Here is an 18,051-nt window from a genome sequence, read left to right on the forward strand (position 1 = left end):
ACCAGAAGGCCGGAGACGGGGTATTTTATAGTCTGGCGTTGACTTTTGGCACGCTGTTGAGTTCTCAAGGAACGGACGCTTCCTTTGTACTCACCCTCTCGGGCTTTCCTCCGGGCGCTTCCCTTCGGTATTTCGTGTTCCGACTCTATCAGATCCTTTTCCGTGCCGTTCCCGGCTGGAATTTTGTTTCCGATCCCCTGTCGGCGGGGTGTTCACTACTTTAGCGGCTTTCCCTGCCGGCTCCTAATCGAGCCGATCGACGTCATATTTCGGCACAGCGAAATATGACCCCGTCAGGGGCGACCCCGTAGTAGTGAGTGTGCCGCCCGCGCCTCGCCAGCAGTTGACTGCGGGCCTCGGTCGTGGGCAGGGATCCGACAGTACAGCTCCCGGCGGGGCGAGGCAAATCGATTAAGCAGCCCTCACGCCGTCCGCCAAGGGCTCCCGGAGCTCCGCCGGGTGGCCCTCGCGCGTGCGGAACCCTCAGTTCCTATGACATACGCTTCTGGCCAGTGCGCCGTCCAGGACAGGCAGTGACGGCGCGTGATGAATCTTCACCCCTGGGAGGCTTCCCATGACCACCGTGTCGTCCCCGCTCGCCGGACGTGCCATCGGACTCGCGGCAGTGCCCGACCCGGTCTTCTCCGGCTCGATGGTGGGCCCCGGTACCGCTATTGACCCCGTGCGCGAGCCGCACGCGGCGGTCTCGCCCGTCGACGGTGTCATCGTCTCGCTGCACCCCCACGCCTTCGTCGTCGTCGACGGCGAGGGCCACGGTGTGCTGACGCACCTCGGCATCGACACCGTCCAGCTCAACGGCGAGGGCTTCGAGCTGCTCGTCAACAAGGGCGACACCGTCACGCGCGGCCAGGAGGTCGTGCGCTGGAACCCGGTCGCCGTCGAGGCCGCCGGCAAGTCGCCGATCTGCCCCGTCGTCGCACTGGAGGCCACCGCCGACTCGCTCGGTGACGTCCTCGAGGCCGACGACGTCAAGGCCGGGGACACGCTCTTCAGCTGGCGGTAGGCCGCACACCCCCCACCCGCCATGACAGGAAGCGCGGAGCGGGGCGGAACGTAGGACATTCCATCGCGGCGGCCGGGTCCGCCGCTTCAACGGAGACGGGTGAAATGGAGACAACGCTGCGAGGCGTCGGCGTGAGCCACGGTGTGGCGATCGGCGAGGTGCGGCACATGGGCACGGCGGTTCTGGAGCCGCCGGCCAAGCAGATTCCGGCCGATGAGGCGCCGCGCGAACAGGGGCGCGCCCGCCAGGCCGTGGAAGCTGTGGCATCGGACCTCATCGCGCGCGGCAACCTGGCCGGTGGCGAGGCCCAGCACGTGCTCGAGGCCCAGGCCATGATGGCGCAGGACCCGGAGCTCATGGCCGACGTCGAACGGCGCATCACCGTCGGCAGCACCGCCGAGCGCGCGGTGTACGACGCCTTCGCCGCCTACCGCGCGCTGCTGGCCAACGCCGGCGAGTACCTGGCCGGCCGGGTGGCCGACCTGGACGACGTGCGGAACCGTATCGTCGCGCGCCTGCTGGGCGTGCCGATGCCGGGCGTGCCGGACAGCGACGAGCCGTATGTGCTGATCGCGCGGGACCTGGCGCCCGCCGACACCGCGCTGCTCGACCCGACGCTGGTGCTCGGTTTCGTCACCGAGGAGGGCGGGCCGACCAGCCACAGCGCCATCCTCGCCCGTGCGCTCGGAGTGCCCGCCGTCGTGGCGCTGCCCGGCGCCGGTGAGCTGGCCGAGGGCACGGTCGTGGCCGTCGACGGCAGCACGGGCGACATCTTCGTCGACCCGAGCGCCGAGAAGCGCGCCGAGCTGACGAAGGCCGCCGAGGCGCGCAAGGCCGCGCTCGCCGCGTCGTCCGGCCCGGGTGCGACGTCCGACGGGCACAAGGTGCCGCTGCTCGCGAACGTCGGTGGCCCGGCGGACGTGCCGGCCGCGGTCGAGGCGGGCGCCGAGGGCGTCGGTCTGTTCCGCACCGAGTTCCTCTTCCTGGACGACAGCAAGAAGGCGCCCTCGGAGGCCAAGCAGGTCGAGGCCTACCGCAAGGTCCTGGAGGCGTTCCCCGAGGGCCGTGTGGTGGTGCGCGTGCTGGACGCGGGCGCGGACAAGCCGCTCGACTTCCTGACGCCGGCCGACGAGCCGAACCCGGCGCTCGGCGTGCGCGGTCTGCGCACCCTGCTGGACCACCCGGACGTGCTGCGCACGCAGCTGGTCGCGCTGGCCAAGGCCGCCGAGGGGCTGCCGGTCTACCTCGAGGTCATGGCCCCGATGGTGGCGGACCGCACGGACGCCAAGGCGTTCGCGGACGCGTGCCGTGAGGCCGGTCTCCAGGCCAAGTTCGGCGCGATGGTGGAGATCCCCTCCGCCGCGCTGCGGGCGCGCTCGATCCTCCAGGAGGTCGAGTTCCTCTCGCTGGGCACCAACGACCTGGCGCAGTACACCTTCGCCGCCGACCGTCAGGTCGGTGCGGTGTCCCGTCTCCAGGACCCGTGGCAGCCGGCGCTGCTCGACCTGGTCGCCGCTTCCGCCGAGGCCGCCAAGGCCGAGGGCAAGAGCTGCGGCGTCTGCGGTGAGGCCGCTTCGGACCCGCTGCTGGCCTGTGTGCTGACCGGACTGGGCGTCACCAGCCTGTCCATGGGCGCCGCGTCGATTCCTTATGTGCGCGCGACCCTGGCCAAGCACACGCTCGCCCAGTGCGAGCGCGCCGCCGCCGCGGCGCGTGCCACGGACACGGCCGAGGAGGCCCGTCTGGCCGCGCAGGCGGTGCTGTCCGGCGAGTGAGCCGGCGGGCCGCGTCGGTGTGACGTGACCGGATGACGTGAGGGGTGCCCCGCCGGAAGGCGGGGCACCTTTCGCGTTCTCAGACCTTTCCTCCGCCTTCCGCTTCCCCTTCCGTTTCTTCTTCTTCTGCTGCTTCTTCTTCCGCTCGTGCGTCTTCTTCCGCGCCCTCTTCTCCCGTGTCCTCTTCTTCGGGCAGCGGCAGGCCCCCGCGGTAGTCGACGCCGGGCTCCGGGGGCACGGGCTCGCCCGTGCGGGCGTCGGTGCAGTAGGCGGCGAAGACCTCGGCCTCCGTGAGGGGCCTCAGCCGGCCGTCCCGTACGGTCCATCCCCGGACGGTGTCGCGGCGGCCCGGCAGCGTGGTGCGCAGCACGACGCCGCCGGGGCGGTCCGCGGCGATACCGGCCGCCAGCACCGTGCAGAAGACCAGAGCGGCGGCCTCCCCCAGGTGCAACAGGCCGTCGTCGCGGTGTTCGGCGTGCAGCACCGCGACGAGCGGGACATCGCCCTCGGCAGAGACGCTGCACACCAGGTGGTGGCTGCCCGGACCCACGGCCCGGACGAGGCGGCGCAGCGCCCGGGTGGCGCGGGCGAAGGCGGCCCGTCCGATGTCCTCGCCGCAGGAGGCGCAGTCGCCGCCGGCGGTGAGGAGGGAGGAGGCGTACTCCCAGGTGGCCTGCTGTTCCGTCGCGTCGATGAGCTGGGGCAGCAGCCTGCCCATCGGCTGCCCCTCATAGGTGATTTTGGTGGCCGCCGCGGCGACCTCCGCCGTGTAGCGGGTGCGGCTGGCGGGGCTGTCGGGGTCGACGTGGGAGTCCGCGCAGAACTCCTCGTAGCCCACGGGGTCGAAGAGGGCGACGCTCGTGTGCGTGCCCTGGCGGGCGAGGGTCCGCAGCAGCCCCTCCATCTGCCGCAGGTAGGTGGCGTGGTCGTCGAAGACGAAGGTCGTGTATCTGCTCATGGCGGTGAAGTCCGCCTCGTCGGCCAGCACGGCCACGGTGCTGGGCACTTCGCGGCGCAGTACCCGCCGCGCCGTCATCTGTCGCTTGCCGCCGTTCCTGTGATGCGCCATGACTCCCCCATCGGCACGGACGATCAGTGCTCACTCACCGTAACCGAGGGCACTGACAACGCCCTGTCCCCGCGGTCGCGCACCAGGCGGTGCTGGGCGCAGCACATCGCGGCGAGTCCGGCGCCGAACGCGATCCAGCCGAGTGGGCCGGTGGTGATGGCGGCGGTCACCGCGAGTGGTCCGACGCTGCGCTGGACGGCCTGGCCGAGGCCGTGCACGCCGAGGTAGGCGCCTTGAGCCGTGGGCGGGGCGAGGGCGACGGACAGTTCCCAGGAGGCGGTGGCGTGCAGCATCTCGGCGACGGTGAAGGCGGTGGCGGCGAGGGTGAGGCCGGTCGAGGCGATCCAGGGCGAGTCCGCGGCCGAGACGGCGAGGGCGATGCCGCCCGTCAGGAAGACGGCGGCCAGGGGAAGGAGTGTCGTGCGGGCGGCGCGGGGGGTGGTGCCGAAGCGTGCGAAGGGGACCTGGAAGCAGACCACGAGGACGCTGTTGAGGACGAGCAGGAGCGGGACGAGCTGGTGCGGTGCGGAGGTGGCCTTCACGGCCCACAGCGGCAGGCCGACCCGGAAGACGGAGTCGTCGAGGAAGAGGGCGGTCTCGGTGGCGGTGTAGGCGAGGTAGCGGCGGTCGCGCCACGGGTTGGACGCGGGTTCCGCCGCGGGTTCCGTGGTCGCCGCCGGGGTGTCGGCGGATGGCCCGGCAGAGGTTCCGGCCGGGCTGTCGGCCGAGGTGCCGGCCGGGGGCCCGGCCGCCTCGGGGCACCGTGCCGTCTCGGACGTGGTGACGAGGCGTGCGGGTGAGGGGGGTTCGCCGCAGCGCAGGGTGAGGACGGCGGCGAGGACGAAGGAGAGGGCGTCGCCGATGAGCAGGCCGCGGTAGACGGTGGCGCTGCCGGCGGTGAGCGCGCCGGCCGCCGCGAGTCCTCCGACGGACCAGCCGAGGTTGGCGGCGGTGCGGTTGATCGCCTGGTAGCGGGCGCGCTCGGCGTCGGCGACCCGGGTCGCGTACAGCTTGGTGAGGACGGAGGAGGCGCGGTCGCCGAGGCTGCCGACGGCGGCGATGGCGAGGAGGAGGCGCAGGTCCGTGGTGGTGAGGAGGGAGAGGGAGGCGAGGGCTCGCACGGCCTGGACGGCGGCCAGGAGCGGTCGTAGGGGGACGCGGTCGGCGAGCAGGCCGCCGAGGGGTGGGCCGGCGATGCCGGCGGCTCCGGAGGCGCCGAGCAGGAAGCCGATCTCGGCGGTGCCGAGTCCGGCGACGTAGGTGAAGTAGAGGACGGCGGTCGCCCCCCAGAGTCCGGAGCCGACCCGGTCGACGAAGCTGATGGCCAGCAGACGGCGTCCGTCCGCTCCCCCCGGTATACGCATCTGGTTCCCCTTGACCTTGACCGATCTTTTGTACTGATACATACTCAGATCTGTGGTGACACAATATGAGTTCACTGGTACGAACGCCAAGGGGATCGCCGCGTCCATCGAGCGCGGAGTGGCCGAGGGCGCACTGCCGCCGGGCAGCGCCCTGCCGCCCGTACGGGTGCTGGCCGAGCGCCTGGGGGTGAGCCCGGGCACCGTCGCGGCCACGTACAAGGAGCTGCGCGGGCGGGGCATCGTGCTCACCCGGGGGCGCGGCGGGACGGTCGTCGCCGAGGCTCCGGCGGTGGCCTCCCGGCGACCGCCGAAGGTCCCCCAGGGGCTGCGCGACCTCTCCGGCGGCCATCCCGACCGGACGTTCCTGCCCAGCAGGCTGCCCTCGGCCCGGGCGGCGGCGGGGTCGCGCTCGCACCGCTCGTCGCCACGGCTCGCGCGGCTCGAGGAGCTGGTCCGCGCCTGGTACGAGCGGGACGGCGTGCCGTCGTCGCATGTGACGTTCGCGCACAGCGGGCTCGACTGCGTGGCGCGGCTGCTCTCCGTCGAGCTCCGGCCGGGCGACGGGGTGGCGATGGAGGACCCCGGCTACCACCACCTGCTGGACCTCGTACCGGCGCTGGGGCTGCGGTCCGTGCCGGTGGTGGTGGACGACGAGGGGATCCGGCCGGAGTCGCTGCGGGCCGCGCTACGGGCGGGGGTGCGGGCGGTGATCTTCAGCCCGCGGTCGCAGAACCCGTACGGCGGCGCCTTCTCGGCCCGGCGACGGGACGCCCTGGTGGCCGTGCTCGCGGAGGCGCCGGACGTGCTGGTGATCGAGAACGACCACGCGTCGGAGATCGCGGGCGTGCCGCTGCACAGCGTGGCGGCCGGCGGGCCGGGCCGCTGGGCCCAGATCCGCACCGTCACCAAGTACCTGGACTCGGATCTGCGGTGGGCGGCGATGGCGTGCGACGCGATCACGCTGGCCCGGCACGACGGGCGGCTGCTGCTGACCTCCGGCTGGGTGAGCCACGCGCTCCAGGACGCGGTGGCCGGGCTGCTGGCGGACCCCGGGGCCCGGGCCCTCGTGGCCCGGGCGCGCGACGCCTACGCGCTGCGCCGGGAGACGCTGCTGCGGGAGCTGGCCCGGCACGGCCTCGACGCGCACGGCGCCAGCGGGCTGAACATCTGGGTGCCGGTGTGCGACGAGGCCGCGGTCGTCAACGGCCTGCGGTCGTCGGGCTGGTGGGTGGCGGCCGGGGCACGGTTCCGGACCGGCACCGCGCCCGGGGTGCGGATCACGACGACGGACCTGCTGCCGGAGGAGGCCGTACGCCTGGCGGCGGACTTCGCCGGGATGCTGGGCGAGCGCCAGGCGACGTACGGCGGGTGAGGCGGGCGCGCGGTCAGCCGCGCGACCGGCCCAGCTCCTCGTAGAAGCTCAGCAGGCCGGCGTCGTCGACCGAGCCGGGGTTGACGGCCTTCTCCATCGGTGTGCCCTGGAGGAGGCGCTTGACGGGGACCTCGATGCGCTTGCCGGTCAGGGTGTGCGGAACGGCGGGCACCTCGATGACCTCGTCGGGGACGTGGCGGGGTGAGAGCTGGGTACGGATGGTGCTCTTGATGCGGTCGAGCAGGGCGTCGTCGAGGGTGGCGCCCGGGGTGAGGTGGACGAAGAGGGGCATCCAGTATCCGCCGTCGGGCTCTTCGACGCCGATGACGAGGGACTCGCGGATCTCGGGGAGGCGCTCGACGGCCTCGTAGATGTCCGCGGAGCCCATGCGGACTCCCTGGCGGTTGAGGGTGGAGTCGGAGCGGCCGTGGATCACGACGCTGCCGCGGGAGGTGAGGGTGATCCAGTCGCCGTGGCGCCAGACGCCGGGGAACATCTCGAAGTAGCTGTCGCGGTAGCGGGAGCCGTCGGGGTCGTTCCAGAAGCGGATCGGCATGGACGGCATGGGGTTGGCCACGATCAGCTCGCCGACCTCGTCGGTGACGGGCTTGCCCTGGGCGTCCCAGGCCTGGAGGTCCGTGCCCAGGCAGGGCGCCTGGAGCTCGCCGATGTGCACGGGCAGGGTGGGCACGGCGCCGGCGAAGCAGCTGCACACGTCGGTGCCGCCGCTGACGGAGGCGATCCACATGTCCTCGGCGACCTCGTCGTGGAGCCAGCGGAAGCCGTCGGGCGGCAGTGGCGAGCCCGTGGTGGCGACGCACTTGACGCGGGAGAGGTCGAAGTCGCGGCCGGGGTGGACCTCCGCCTTGCGACAGGCCATCACATACGCGGCGGAGGTGCCGAAGAGGGTGGCGCCGGTGCGCTCGGCGACGCGCCACTGGGCGGCGGTGTCGGGATGGCCGGGGCTGCCGTCGTAGAGGACGACCGTCGAGCCGACCAGGAGGCCGGAGACGAGGAAGTTCCACATCATCCAGCCGGTCGAGGTGTACCAGAAGAAGCGGTCCTCGGGGCCGAGGTCGCAGTGCAGGGCGAGCTGCTTGAGGTGCTCCAGGAGGATGCCGCCCTGGGACTGCACGATGGCCTTGGGCAGGCCCGTGGTGCCCGAGGAGTAGAGCACCCACAGGGGGTGGTCGAAGGGGACCTGCTCGAAGACCGGCTCGGCCCCGGACGAGGTGAGGGCCTCCCACTCCAGGGCGCCCTCGGGGGCCGGGGTGCCCAGGAGCGGGACGTGCACGACCGCGCGCACGGTCGGCAGGCCCGCGCGCAGCTCGGCCACGGTGTCCGCGCGGTCGTGGCGCTTGCCGCCGTAGCGGTAGCCGTCGACGGCGAACAGGACGACGGGCTCCACCTGCTGGAAGCGGTCCAGGACGCTGCGGGCGCCGAAGTCGGGGGCGCAGGAGGTCCATACGGCGCCGACCGCGGCGGTGGCGAGCAGGGCGACGACGGCCTGCGGGACGTTGGGCAGATAGGCACTGACGCGGTCGCCGGGGCGGACGCCGAGGCGGCGCAGCTCGGCGGCGAGGGAACCGACCTGGGCGCGGAGCGCGGACCAGCTGACGGGGACCGGCTCATGGGTCTCGTCGACGTACAGCAGGGCGGGGCCGTCGGCGCGGGCGGGGTCCTCGGCGGCGCGCAGGGCGTGCTCGGCGTAATTGAGCGTGGCGCCGGGGAACCAGCGGGCGCCGGGCATGGCGGGGTCGGCGAGCACCTGCGGGGCCGGGGTGGAGAAGCGCACGTCGCACCAGGCGGCGACGGCCCGCCAGAAGTCGGGGAGGCGCTCCACGGACCAGCGGTGCAGCGCGGCGTAGCTCGCGGCGGGGTCACCGGGGAGGGGGGCCGGGGCGCCGTGCCGCTCGGCGGCCCAGGCGTGGAAGCGGGTGACCTGTGCGCGGGCGACGCGGTCCTCGCCGGGGGTCCACAGGGGTTCCGGCTGGGTGGCGGGCTGCGGTGCGGTGGTCATCTGGCTGCTCCCGGCTGTTACGCGTCGTGGGCGTCGCGCCGCGCACCGGCGGGGTTCGCGCGGACGCGGCTGACAGGACGATGCCACGTGATCGACTCCCGCACCAGCCCTGTGGATAACCCTCGGGGGATCCCGGGTTCCCGGCGGGGTGAACGACAGTTGAACGGACCCCGCGCCCCCGGGCGGCGGTGGCAGGCTGATCAGCATGGATGCACGTGATCTGCGGCGGTTAATGGGAACGGTCGGGACGGCGCGGGGGCTGCGGTCCGTGCGGACGGCCTGGCGGCGGAGGTGTCTGGACGCCGCGGGGCTGCCCCGGCAGGGGGCGGAGCGGGCGCGGGTGCCCGGCGCGGCGCTGGGCGCCGAACCGGCTCCGGGCGGCGGGGTGGTGCGCTTCGCGCGGTCCTCGCTGCGGGTGCGGGTGGCGGCGGGCGGCGCGGTGTTCTGCGGCTGGGACGGCGCCGGGCCGGAGCCCTCGTACGCCCTGGGCGGGCCGGTCCCGGAGGCGGACGAGCGCGCCGTGCTGGAGCCGGACAAGGACGGCGGCTGGCGGGTGGTGTCGGAGCGGGTGCTGGTGGTCGTGGGCCGGCACGGCTCCGTGGAGGTGCGGACGCCCGGCGGGGTGCTGCTGCGGCGCGACCTGCCACCGCGCTGGTGGGAGCCGGTGGACGCGCCGGCGGACGTGGAGGCCACCGGTCCGGGCCCCTCGTCGCGGTGGACGCAGCGGTCGGAGGTGCTGCCGGACGCGCGGTTCTTCGGGCTGGGCGGCAGGGCGGCGGGCCCCCGGCTGAGGGATGGGACGTACCGGCTGTGGAACACCGACCCGGGCGGCGCCTTCGAGCCCGGGGACGATCCGCTGTACATCACGATGCCGGTGCAGCTGGTGGTGGCCGACGCGGGCACGCACCTGGCCTTCCACGACAACTCCTGGGACGGCCGGGTGACGCTGCGGGAGGGCGAGGAGGGCGCGGGTTCGGGGCACGACCGGCCGGGCCGCTGCGAGCTGCGGATGGACGGCGGGCCGCTGCGCTCCTGGGTGTTCGTGGGCACGCCCGCGCGCGTGCTGCACGGCTGGGCGGCGCTGACGGGGGCCGCGGCGCTGCCGCCCGCCTGGGCGCTGGGCCACCATCACGCGCGCTGGGGGTTCGGCAGCGAGGCCGAGGTGCGGCGGGTGGTCGCGGGGTACGTGGAGCGCGGGCTTCCGCTGTCCGCGCTGCACCTGGACATCGACCACTACCGGGGGCACCGCGTGTTCACGGTGGACCGGGAGCGCTTTCCCGATCTGCCGGGGCTGGCGGCCGAGCTGCGGGAGCTCGGGGTGCGGCTGGTGTCCATCGTGGACCCGGCGGTGAAGGCCGAGCCGGGGCTGGCGGTGTACGACAGCGGCGCGGAGGCGGGGGCGTTCGTACGGGACGGCCGGGGGCGGGCGGTGCGGGGCGAGGTGTGGCCCGGGGAGTCGGTCTTCCCGGACTTCACCGATCCGGCGGTGCGCGCGTGGTGGGGCGGGCTGTACGCGGAGCGGCTGGCGCAGGGCTTCGCGGGGTTCTGGCACGACATGAACGAGCCGGTGTCGTTCACCGCGTTCGGCGAGCCGACGCTCCCCCGGTCGGCCCGGCACGCCCTGGAGGGCCGCGGCGGTGACCACCGGGAGGCGCACAACGTCTACGGGCTGGCGATGGCACGGGCCGGGTTCGAGGGGCTGCGCGCCCTGCGGCCCGGGGAGCGGCCGTTCCTGTTCTCCCGGTCGGGCTGGGCGGGCATGCAGCGCTACGGCGGCACATGGTCGGGCGACGTGGCCACCGGGTGGCCGGGGCTGCGGGCGTCGCTGGCGCTGGTGCTCGGCCTGGGGCTGTGCGGGGTGCCGTATTCCGGTCCGGACATCGGGGGGTTCACGGGGTCGCCGTCGCCCGAGCTGTATCTGCGCTGGTTCCAGCTGGGCGCGTATCTGCCGCTGTTCCGTACGCACGCGGCGCACTTCGCGGGGCGGCGGGAGCCGTGGGAGTTCGGTGCGGAGACCCTGGAGCACGCGGGGGCCGCGCTGCGGGAGCGGGAGCGGCTGCTGCCGTACTTCGTGACGCTCTCGCACCTGGCGCGGCGCACGGGCGCGCCGTACGTCCGGCCGGTGTGGTGGCGGTCGCCGGAGGACCGGGTGCTGCGGGACTGCGAGGACGCGTTCCTGCTGGGTGACTCGCTGCTGGTGGCGCCGGTGCTGGAGCAGGGCACGGACCGGCGCGCGGTGCGGCTGCCGCGCGGGCGGTGGTACGACACGGCGACGGGCCGGGCGCACGAGGGTCCGGGGCAGGTGCTGCTGGACGCTCCGCTGTCGCGGATCCCGGTGCTGGCGCGGGCGGGTTCGGTGGTGCCGGTGGCGGGTGCCGGCGGGCGGCTGGAGCTGGACGTGTGGGCGCCCGCCGCGGGGCGTACGGGGGGCGGGGTGCTGATTCCGGACGGGGGCGAGGGCCGGGAGTCGCCGGAGGTGGTGCGCTTCACGACGCGACTGCGGGACGGGGTGGTGACGGTGGAGCAGGAGGGTGCGCGGGAGGTGGGCTATCCCGTGCGGGTCCGTGGTGGCGAGGGCGCCTCGTGAGACGGGCCGGTGGCCGGAGCGGAGCCGGCCGGGCTCTTCCGCAGCCACCGCCGGGCTGGTATCAGGATGCCCATGTCCAGACTCTCCGCAGTCCTGCGCGCGCTCGCCTTACCGCTGGCCGCGCTCCTCGCCGTGTCCGCCGCACCCGCCCCCGCCGCGCACGCGGCACGTGAGCCGCTCCCTCCGAAGGAGTTCGTCGCCCTTACGGACGTCGATCCGACGATCCTCCAGGAGATGCGCTATTTCACCCGGCACAATTTCACCGGTCACCGGATCGACGGCTACCGCCGCCCGGTGTGCCTGCTGACCCGGCCGGCCGCCGAGGCGCTGCACAGGGCGCAGCGCGCGCTTCTCCGTAAGGGCTACACCCTCAAGGTCTACGACTGCTACCGGCCGCAGCGCGCGGTGGACGACTTCGTGGAATGGGCGAAGGACCTCGACGACGAGCGCATGAAGGCGGAGTTCTATCCGCGGGTCGACAAGTCGCGGCTGTTCCTGGACGGCTACATCGCCGAGAAGTCCGGGCACAGCAGGGGCAGCACCCTGGACGTGACCCTGGTGCGGCTGCCGGCGTGGCCGACCCGCCCGTACTTCCCCGGGGAGCCGCTGGTGCCGTGCTACGCGCCGCGGGCGGAGCGTTTCCCCGACAACTCGGTCGACATGGGGACCGGGTTCGACTGCTTCGACACGCTGTCGCACACGCTCGACCCGCGGATCGACGGGCGGCGGCGGGCGAACCGGCTGCTGCTGAAGTCGACGCTGGAGGAGGCGGGTTTCGTCAATCTGAAGGAGGAGTGGTGGCACTACACCCTCCGCGACGAGCCGTTCCGTGACACCTACTTCGACTTCCCCGTGCGCTGAGGCGCGCCGGCGCGACCGGCCTTGACGGCCTCCGGGGGCGGCAGAACACTGCGCGGTGCCCCCTCAGCAGCCGTTCCTAGGTCAGGAGACGCCATGACGGGCTCGTACGTCGCCGCGATCGACCAGGGCACCACCTCCAGCCGCTGCTTCGTCTTCGACCGGTACGGCGCGGTCGTGGGCGTGGACCGGCGCGAGCACCGGCAGATCTTTCCCAAGCCGGGCTGGGTGGAGCACGACGCCGCCGAGATCTGGACGAAGGTGCGGGCCGTGGTGGCGGGCGCGCTCGCGGCGGCGGGGGTACGGGCCGACGAGCTGAGCGCGCTCGGCATCACCAACCAGCGGGAGACGGCGGTCCTGTGGGACCGCGCCACGGGCAAGCCGGTGCACAACGCCGTCGTCTGGCAGGACACCCGGACCGACGCGCTCTGCCGGGAGCTGGGCGGGCAGGACGGGCCGGACCGCTTCCGGACGACGACGGGGCTGCCGCTGGCGAGCTACTTCTCCGGCCCCAAGGTGACCTGGCTGCTGGAGCACGTGCCGGGGCTGCGCCGGCGGGCCGAGCACGGTGAGATCGCGTTCGGCACCGTCGACTCCTGGCTGATCTGGAACCTCACGGGCGGTCCGGACGGCGGGGCGCACGTGACGGACGTGACGAACGCCGCGCGGACCCTGCTGATGGACCTGGAGACCCTCCAGTGGGACCGTGCCGCCTTACGGGCGATGGATATTCCGGAGGCCGTTCTTCCGGAGATACGTTCCTCCGCCGAGGTGTACGGGACGGCGACGGGCCCGCTCGCCGGGGTGCCGGTGGCCGGCGCGCTCGGCGACCAGCAGGCGGCGGTCTTCGGGCAGACCTGCTACCGGCCGGGCGAGGCCAAGAACACGTACGGCACCGGCAGTTTCCTGCTCCTGAACACCGGCGGCCGGCCGGTGCCGTCCGAGCACGGGCTGCTGACGACGGTCGGCTACCGGCTGGGCGGCGAGCCGCCGGTGTACTGCCTGGAGGGCTCGATCGCGGTCACGGGCGCTCTGGTGCAGTGGTTCCGCGATCAGCTCGGGCTCATCCGCTCAGCCGGGGAGATCGAGCCGCTGGCGGCGAGCGTGCCGGACAACGGCGGCGCCTACGTGGTCCCCGCGTTCTCCGGGCTGTACGCCCCGTACTGGCGCGCCGACGCGCGCGGTGTCATCGCCGGGCTGACCGGCTACGTCACCAAGGCGCATCTGGCCCGGGCGGTGCTGGAGGCGACGAGCTGGCAGACCCGCGAGGTGGTGGACGCGATGCACCAGGACTCCGGCGTCCGGCTCACGTCGCTCAAGGTGGACGGCGGGATGACCGCCAACGGGCTGCTGATGCAGCATCAGGCCGATGTGCTGGGCGTGCCGGTGATCCGGCCGGTCGTGGCGGAGACGACGTGCCTGGGCGCGGCGTACGCGGCGGGGCTGGCGACGGGCGTCTGGCGGGACCAGGACGAGCTGCGGGCGCAGTGGCGGCGGGACGCCGAGTGGACGCCGCGGATGGGGGCGGCGGAGCGGGCCGCGGGGTACGGGCGGTGGCGTCGGGCGGTGGAGCGGAGTTTCGGGTGGGTGGAGGAGTGACGCGGGTGGGGTGCCGCTGCGCGGGGCCTTTCCCCGACCCCGCCCCTTCCCGAAACCGGGGGCTCCGCCCCCGACCCCCCGGTCCTACGCCGTGCGGCGGCCCGCCGCCCCCGTGGCTATCGCGTGTTCCACCACCGAGACCAGGACCCGCTTGACGGACTCCCGGTCGCGCGCGTCGCACAGGACGACCGGCACCCCGGCGTCCAGGTCCAGGGCGTCGCGGACGGCGTCCTCGGGGTAGCGGTCGGCGCCGTCGAAGCAGTTGACGGCGAGGGTGAAGGCGATGCCGCGGCGCTCGAAGTAGTCGACGGCGGCGAAGCAGTCGGCGAGGCGCCGGGTGTCGGCGAGGACGACCGCGCCGAGGGCGCCGCGGGCGAGTTCGTCCCACAGGAACCAGAAGCGGTCCTGGCCGGGGGTGCCGAAGAGGTAGAGGACGAGGTCCTCGCGGAGGGTGATGCGGCCGAAGTCCATGGCGACGGTGGTGGTGCGCTTGGCCTCGACGCCCGAGGTGTCGTCGACCGGGCGGCCCGCCTCGGTGAGGAGTTCCTCGGTGCGCAGTGGCCTGATCTCGCTCACCGCGCCGACCAGGGTGGTCTTGCCCACGCCGAAGCCCCCGGCCACCAGGAGTTTGAGCGCCAGCGGGTCGGGCGTGGCCCGTCCGCGTCCGTGGCCCGCACGTCCGAACACCGTGGTGGCCCTCCTTCCCCTTCCGGCGGGCCGGCGTAGCGCCGTCGCCCGCGGTGGTGATCGTTCCGTAAAGACCATGGCCACGACAAGCCCCTTCGGGGTGCCCCGTGCCACCCGCCTGGAGCGGACCCGGTGGCACGGGGCCCGCTCCGGGCGGCTCAGAGCGCCCGGAGCCCGTCGATCACCTCGCGCAGAATGCTTTCGTCCGGCAGTTCCGCCGGGGGCACCGGACGGGAGACGCGCACGAGCCCGGCGGACAGCAGGTCCCCGACGAGGACGCGCACCACGCCGACCGGGAGGTCCAGGCCGGCGGCCAGTTCGGCGATGGACCGGTGCTCGTCGCGGGTGAGGTCGACGATGTCGAGGTGCTCCGGGGAGAGGGCGCGGTCGGCGACGGCGTGCGCGTCCCCGGCCCGGCCAGTGAAGCCCTCGTCGGCGATGACGACCGCGATCAGGTCGAGCGCGCCCTCGGCCGCGCTGCGGGTACGGCCGCGGGTCATCGCGTACGGGCGGACGACCGGGCCGGCCGCGTCGTCGTACCAGCGCGCCTCGGTCCCGCCCGCCACCGGCCCGCCCCCGGCCGGGTCGCCCGCCTCCGGCCCGCCGGGCAGCGCCCAGGAGGGCGGGGCGGGCCCGCCGCCGTCTCCGGTCATGCCGGCCGTCACCCGTCGGCGGCCACGCCGGTCCGCGGAGCGGTGGCCAGGTGCGCGCCCACCCGCTTGACGAGCAGCGTCATCTCGTAGGCGATCAGCCCGATGTCGGAGTCGGCGTCCGCGAGCACGGCCAGACAGCTGCCGTCACCGGCGGCGGTGACGAACAGGAACGCCTCGTCCAGCTCGACGACGGTCTGGCGGACCTGCCCGGCGTCGAAGTGCCGCCCCACGCCCTTGGCGAGGCTGTGGAACCCGGAGGCGACGGCGGCCAGGTGTTCGCCGTCCTCGCGGGAGAGGTCCTTCGAGGTCCCCTTCGGCAGCCCGTCGCCGGAGAGGACGAGTGCCTTGCGGATGCTGCCGACGCGCTCGACGAGTTCGTCGAGGAGCCAGCTGAGCTCGCCCGTGGGCCCCTTCTCGCCCGCTTCGGTCCCGGCGCGTGTGACGACGGTGCGTATCGCGGCCTTCGGTGCGGTCATTGACCGTCCCCCTCAGATGTGGTTCCTGGTGCTGTACTTCTCGGTGGTCTTACCGGTGGTCTCACCGGCACCGCGCGGCGCGCGGCGTCGCTCCCCGGTCCGCGCGCCGTATCCGGCGTCGCGTCCGGTGGCGCGGCCTCATTCTCCTCCCGGCCGCGCTGCCAGCCGCGCTGGAGGGAGGCCATCCTGGCCCGCACCTCGTCGGCGTCGCGCCCGGGGTCCGCGCCGGCGTCCGGCCGGGCGGCGCGCCCGGCCTCCGGCCCGGCCGGGTCGTCCTTCAGCTGCGGTGCGAGGCTCGCCTGCCGCACGCGCCGGGGCAGCCCGCCCGTGGGCGTGCGCTCCTCCCCCGCGTCGGCGTCGCCGGGCCGCTCGTGGGTGCCGACCCGGCGCCCCCGGTCGGAGACGAGGACCGGGGGCCGGCGGCGCGGCAGGGGCAGGGGGCCGTCGCCCGCCTGGTGGTGCTCCGGCGCTCCGTCCTCGTCCGGCCGGCTCTCGAACGGGCAGGACCCGGGTGCCCGCGCGGGGAGGCGGACCGGGTCCAGGAGCGCCGACAGCGGGGAGAGCGGGCCGGGGCGCGCGGGGACGGCCCGCTCGCCGGTGTCCTCCTCCCCGGCCGGGCGGCCGGCGGTGGGGCCGTCGGTGAGCAGTGCCAGGGGGATGAGGACGACGGCCGTGGTGCCGCCGTACGGGGAGGGCTGGAGGGAGACGCGCACGCCGTGGCGCTGGGCGAGCCGGCTGACGACGAAGAGGCCCAGCCGGTCGGTGTCGGAGAGCTCGAACTCGGGGGTCTCGGCGAGCCGGAGGTTGGCCTCCAGCAGGGCGTCGGGCGGCATGCCGAGGCCACGGTCGTGGATCTCCAGGGTGAAGCCGTTGGGCACCCGCTCGCCGACGACCTGGACCCCGGTGTGCGGCGGGGAGAAGACGGTGGCGTTCTCCAGGAGTTCGGCGAGGAGGTGGGTGAGGTCGCCGACGGCCGGGCCGAGCACGGCCAGCCGGGGGAGCCGGCGCACCTCGATCCGCTCGTACGCCTCGACCTCGGCAACGGCGCCGCGGACGACGTCCATCAGGCGGATCGGCTTGCGCCACTGGCGGGCGGGCGCGGCGCCGGAGAGGATCACGAGCCCCTCGGCGTGGCGGCGCATACGGGTGGTGAGGTGGTCGAGGCGGAAGAGGTCGGCGAGCTCCTCGGTGTCCTCGGTACGGCGTTCCATGGTGTCGAGGAGGGCCAGCTGACGGTGGAGGAGGACCTGGCTGCGGCGGGCGAGGTTGACGAAGACGTCGGAGACGCCGCGGCGCATGTCGGCCTGTTTGACGGCGGCTTCGACGGCGGCCCGCTGGAGGGTGTCGAGGGCCTTGCCGACCTGCCCGAGCTCGTCGGCGCCGTGCGGGCGCAGGGGCGCCTCGGCGTCGATGTCGACGCGCTCCCCGGCGGCGAGGCGGCGCATCACCCCGGGCAGCCGTACGCCCGACGCCTCGTGGGCCTCCTTGCGGAGCGCGCGCAGGTCGCGCACCAGGCCGCGGCCGACCCGGAAGGAGATGACGAGCGAGGTGACGAGGGCGACGAGGCCGAGGACGCCGGCGACGGCGGCCTTGGTGAGGACGCCGACGGCGATGGGCTCCACGCGTTCGGTGTAGCGGTCGCCGGCCTCGCTGCCGAGCCGGGCGAGGTCGTCGAGGACGGGGCCGGCGACGGCCTGCCAGCGGCGGGCGTCGACGGAGTGCGGTGGCCGGCCGGGGCCGGCGAGGATCACGGCGTCCTCGGCGGCGCGCAGCGCCCGGGCGGTGGAGCCGCGCCAGTAGTCCTCGAAGGCGTTCTGGTCGGCGAGCGGCAGCAGGGTGGCGTTGGTGCTGTGGAGGATCCGGCGTTCGGCGACGCGGTCGGAGACGGCGCGCAGGTCCTGGCGGCTCAGGGTGCCGCCGGCGAGCGCGGCGGCGAGGAGGGCGTCCTCGCGGGAGAGCGCCTCGCGGGCGCGGGCGATGCCGACGAGGGCGCGGCCCTGCTTGTCCATCTCCGCGTCCTGGAGGGCGCTGAGGCTGGCGAGGAAGGCGTAGTAGGGCTCGACGAGCTCGCTGTACGCCTGGAAGGCGCCGTGGCGGCCGATGGTGTCGCCCTCGACCTTGCGGCGCAGGCCCGCCAGGTCGTCGAGGCTCTTCTCGACGCGGGCGAACCGGGCGCCGGACGCGGCGTTCATGTCCTCGCGCACATGGTCGCGGGCGCGGGAACGGAAGGAGGTCACCATCCGGTCGGTGGCGGCCTGACGCTCATTCAGGGCCGCCAGGGCGTCCGTGCGGCGGGTGTCGGCGAGGTAGACCAGGGCTTGGCGGCGTTCCTTCTGGAGGGCGCGGACCATCTCCTCGGCGGGGAAGCCGACCTTGCGCCAGACCTCGGCGACGGAGAGCAGCTGGGCCGCCTCACGGCCGGTGAGCACGGTGGCGAAGGCCCACAGCCCGGTCAGGGACACCATCGGCACGAGCAGCAGCGCCACGATCTTGCGGCGGATCGACTTGCCGCGAACGCGCATGGCCTCCCCAACGTCGACCCCGGTGTGCGGGGATGGTGTTCCCGA

The 18,051-nt window shown here is 74.2% G+C and carries 14 protein-coding genes; 7 read left to right on the forward strand and 7 right to left on the reverse strand.

What is annotated here, in order from left to right; translation table 11 throughout:
- From LUZ64_RS08380 to ptsP, 3 genes are all read left to right on the forward strand, one after another.
- Window positions 1-224, forward strand: a 224-nt coding sequence (locus LUZ64_RS08380) for a hypothetical protein (protein ID WP_211305096.1), incomplete at its 5' end; no start/stop codon positions are given.
- A 350-nt stretch (window positions 225-574) separates the two neighbouring features.
- A complete protein-coding gene (locus LUZ64_RS08385) occupies window positions 575-1,024 on the forward strand; it encodes a PTS sugar transporter subunit IIA (RefSeq protein WP_095582929.1) in 450 nt (149 codons plus the stop codon).
- Between the two features lie 104 nt (window positions 1,025-1,128).
- Entirely contained in the window at window positions 1,129-2,799 is a 1,671-nt protein-coding gene (gene ptsP, locus LUZ64_RS08390; RefSeq protein ID WP_095582931.1) for a phosphoenolpyruvate--protein phosphotransferase, read from the forward strand.
- Window positions 2,800-2,878: 79 nt separating this feature from the next.
- Here the strand turns inward: ptsP and LUZ64_RS08395 are convergent, their stop codons facing one another.
- Together LUZ64_RS08395 and LUZ64_RS08400 are read right to left on the reverse strand one after the other, a co-directional pair.
- A complete protein-coding gene (locus tag LUZ64_RS08395) occupies window positions 2,879-3,868 on the reverse strand; it encodes a DUF8829 domain-containing protein (protein WP_232390200.1) in 990 nt (329 codons plus the stop codon).
- A gap of 23 nt (window positions 3,869-3,891) precedes the next feature.
- Window positions 3,892-5,232, reverse strand: a complete 1,341-nt coding sequence (locus LUZ64_RS08400) for an MFS transporter (protein ID WP_232390201.1) — start codon at window positions 5,230-5,232, stop codon at window positions 3,892-3,894.
- A 52-nt stretch (window positions 5,233-5,284) separates the two neighbouring features.
- On the opposite strand from LUZ64_RS08400, the gene LUZ64_RS08405 reads away from it, so the two are divergent.
- Window positions 5,285-6,604: a GntR family transcriptional regulator gene (locus LUZ64_RS08405; RefSeq protein WP_095582933.1), complete on the forward strand. Its 1,320-nt coding sequence runs from the start codon at window positions 5,285-5,287 to the stop codon at window positions 6,602-6,604.
- A gap of 13 nt (window positions 6,605-6,617) precedes the next feature.
- On the opposite strand, the gene LUZ64_RS08410 is transcribed toward LUZ64_RS08405, so the two are convergent.
- On the reverse strand, window positions 6,618-8,624 hold the full coding sequence (locus LUZ64_RS08410) for an acetoacetate--CoA ligase (protein ID WP_095582935.1): 2,007 nt from the start codon (window positions 8,622-8,624) through the stop codon (window positions 6,618-6,620).
- A gap of 205 nt (window positions 8,625-8,829) precedes the next feature.
- On the opposite strand from LUZ64_RS08410, the gene LUZ64_RS08415 reads away from it, so the two are divergent.
- The 3 genes from LUZ64_RS08415 to glpK all read left to right on the forward strand — a co-directional run bounded on the left by LUZ64_RS08415 (window position 8,830) and on the right by glpK (window position 13,668).
- Window positions 8,830-11,211 carry a glycoside hydrolase family 31 protein gene (locus LUZ64_RS08415; RefSeq protein WP_232390202.1) on the forward strand — a complete coding sequence of 794 codons (2,382 nt, stop codon included), beginning with the start codon at window positions 8,830-8,832 and terminating at the stop codon, window positions 11,209-11,211.
- A gap of 72 nt (window positions 11,212-11,283) precedes the next feature.
- The gene (locus LUZ64_RS08420; RefSeq protein ID WP_095584873.1) at window positions 11,284-12,072 is read left to right on the forward strand and encodes a M15 family metallopeptidase; all 789 of its coding nucleotides are present in this window, start codon (window positions 11,284-11,286) and stop codon (window positions 12,070-12,072) included.
- Window positions 12,073-12,165: 93 nt separating this feature from the next.
- Window positions 12,166-13,668 carry a glycerol kinase GlpK gene (glpK, locus tag LUZ64_RS08425; protein ID WP_095584872.1) on the forward strand — a complete coding sequence of 501 codons (1,503 nt, stop codon included), beginning with the start codon at window positions 12,166-12,168 and terminating at the stop codon, window positions 13,666-13,668.
- Between the two features lie 84 nt (window positions 13,669-13,752).
- On the opposite strand, the gene LUZ64_RS08430 is transcribed toward glpK, so the two are convergent.
- From LUZ64_RS08430 to LUZ64_RS08445, 4 genes are all read right to left on the reverse strand, one after another.
- Window positions 13,753-14,355 carry a GTP-binding protein gene (locus LUZ64_RS08430; RefSeq protein ID WP_232390203.1) on the reverse strand — a complete coding sequence of 201 codons (603 nt, stop codon included), beginning with the start codon at window positions 14,353-14,355 and terminating at the stop codon, window positions 13,753-13,755.
- A gap of 158 nt (window positions 14,356-14,513) precedes the next feature.
- Window positions 14,514-15,008 (reverse strand): DUF742 domain-containing protein, encoded by a 495-nt coding sequence (locus LUZ64_RS08435; protein WP_095584929.1) that lies wholly within the window; start codon window positions 15,006-15,008, stop codon window positions 14,514-14,516.
- Window positions 15,009-15,016: 8 nt separating this feature from the next.
- On the reverse strand, window positions 15,017-15,484 hold the full coding sequence (locus LUZ64_RS08440) for a roadblock/LC7 domain-containing protein (RefSeq protein ID WP_087929102.1): 468 nt from the start codon (window positions 15,482-15,484) through the stop codon (window positions 15,017-15,019).
- Entirely contained in the window at window positions 15,481-18,006 is a 2,526-nt protein-coding gene (locus LUZ64_RS08445; RefSeq protein ID WP_095584924.1) for a sensor histidine kinase, read from the reverse strand. Before LUZ64_RS08445 ends, LUZ64_RS08440 begins: the two co-directional genes overlap by 4 nt.
- Window positions 18,007-18,051 lie beyond the last annotated feature (45 nt).

The organism is Streptomyces albireticuli, assembly GCF_021228125.1.
Lineage (GTDB): Bacteria > Actinomycetota > Actinomycetes > Streptomycetales > Streptomycetaceae > Streptomyces > Streptomyces albireticuli.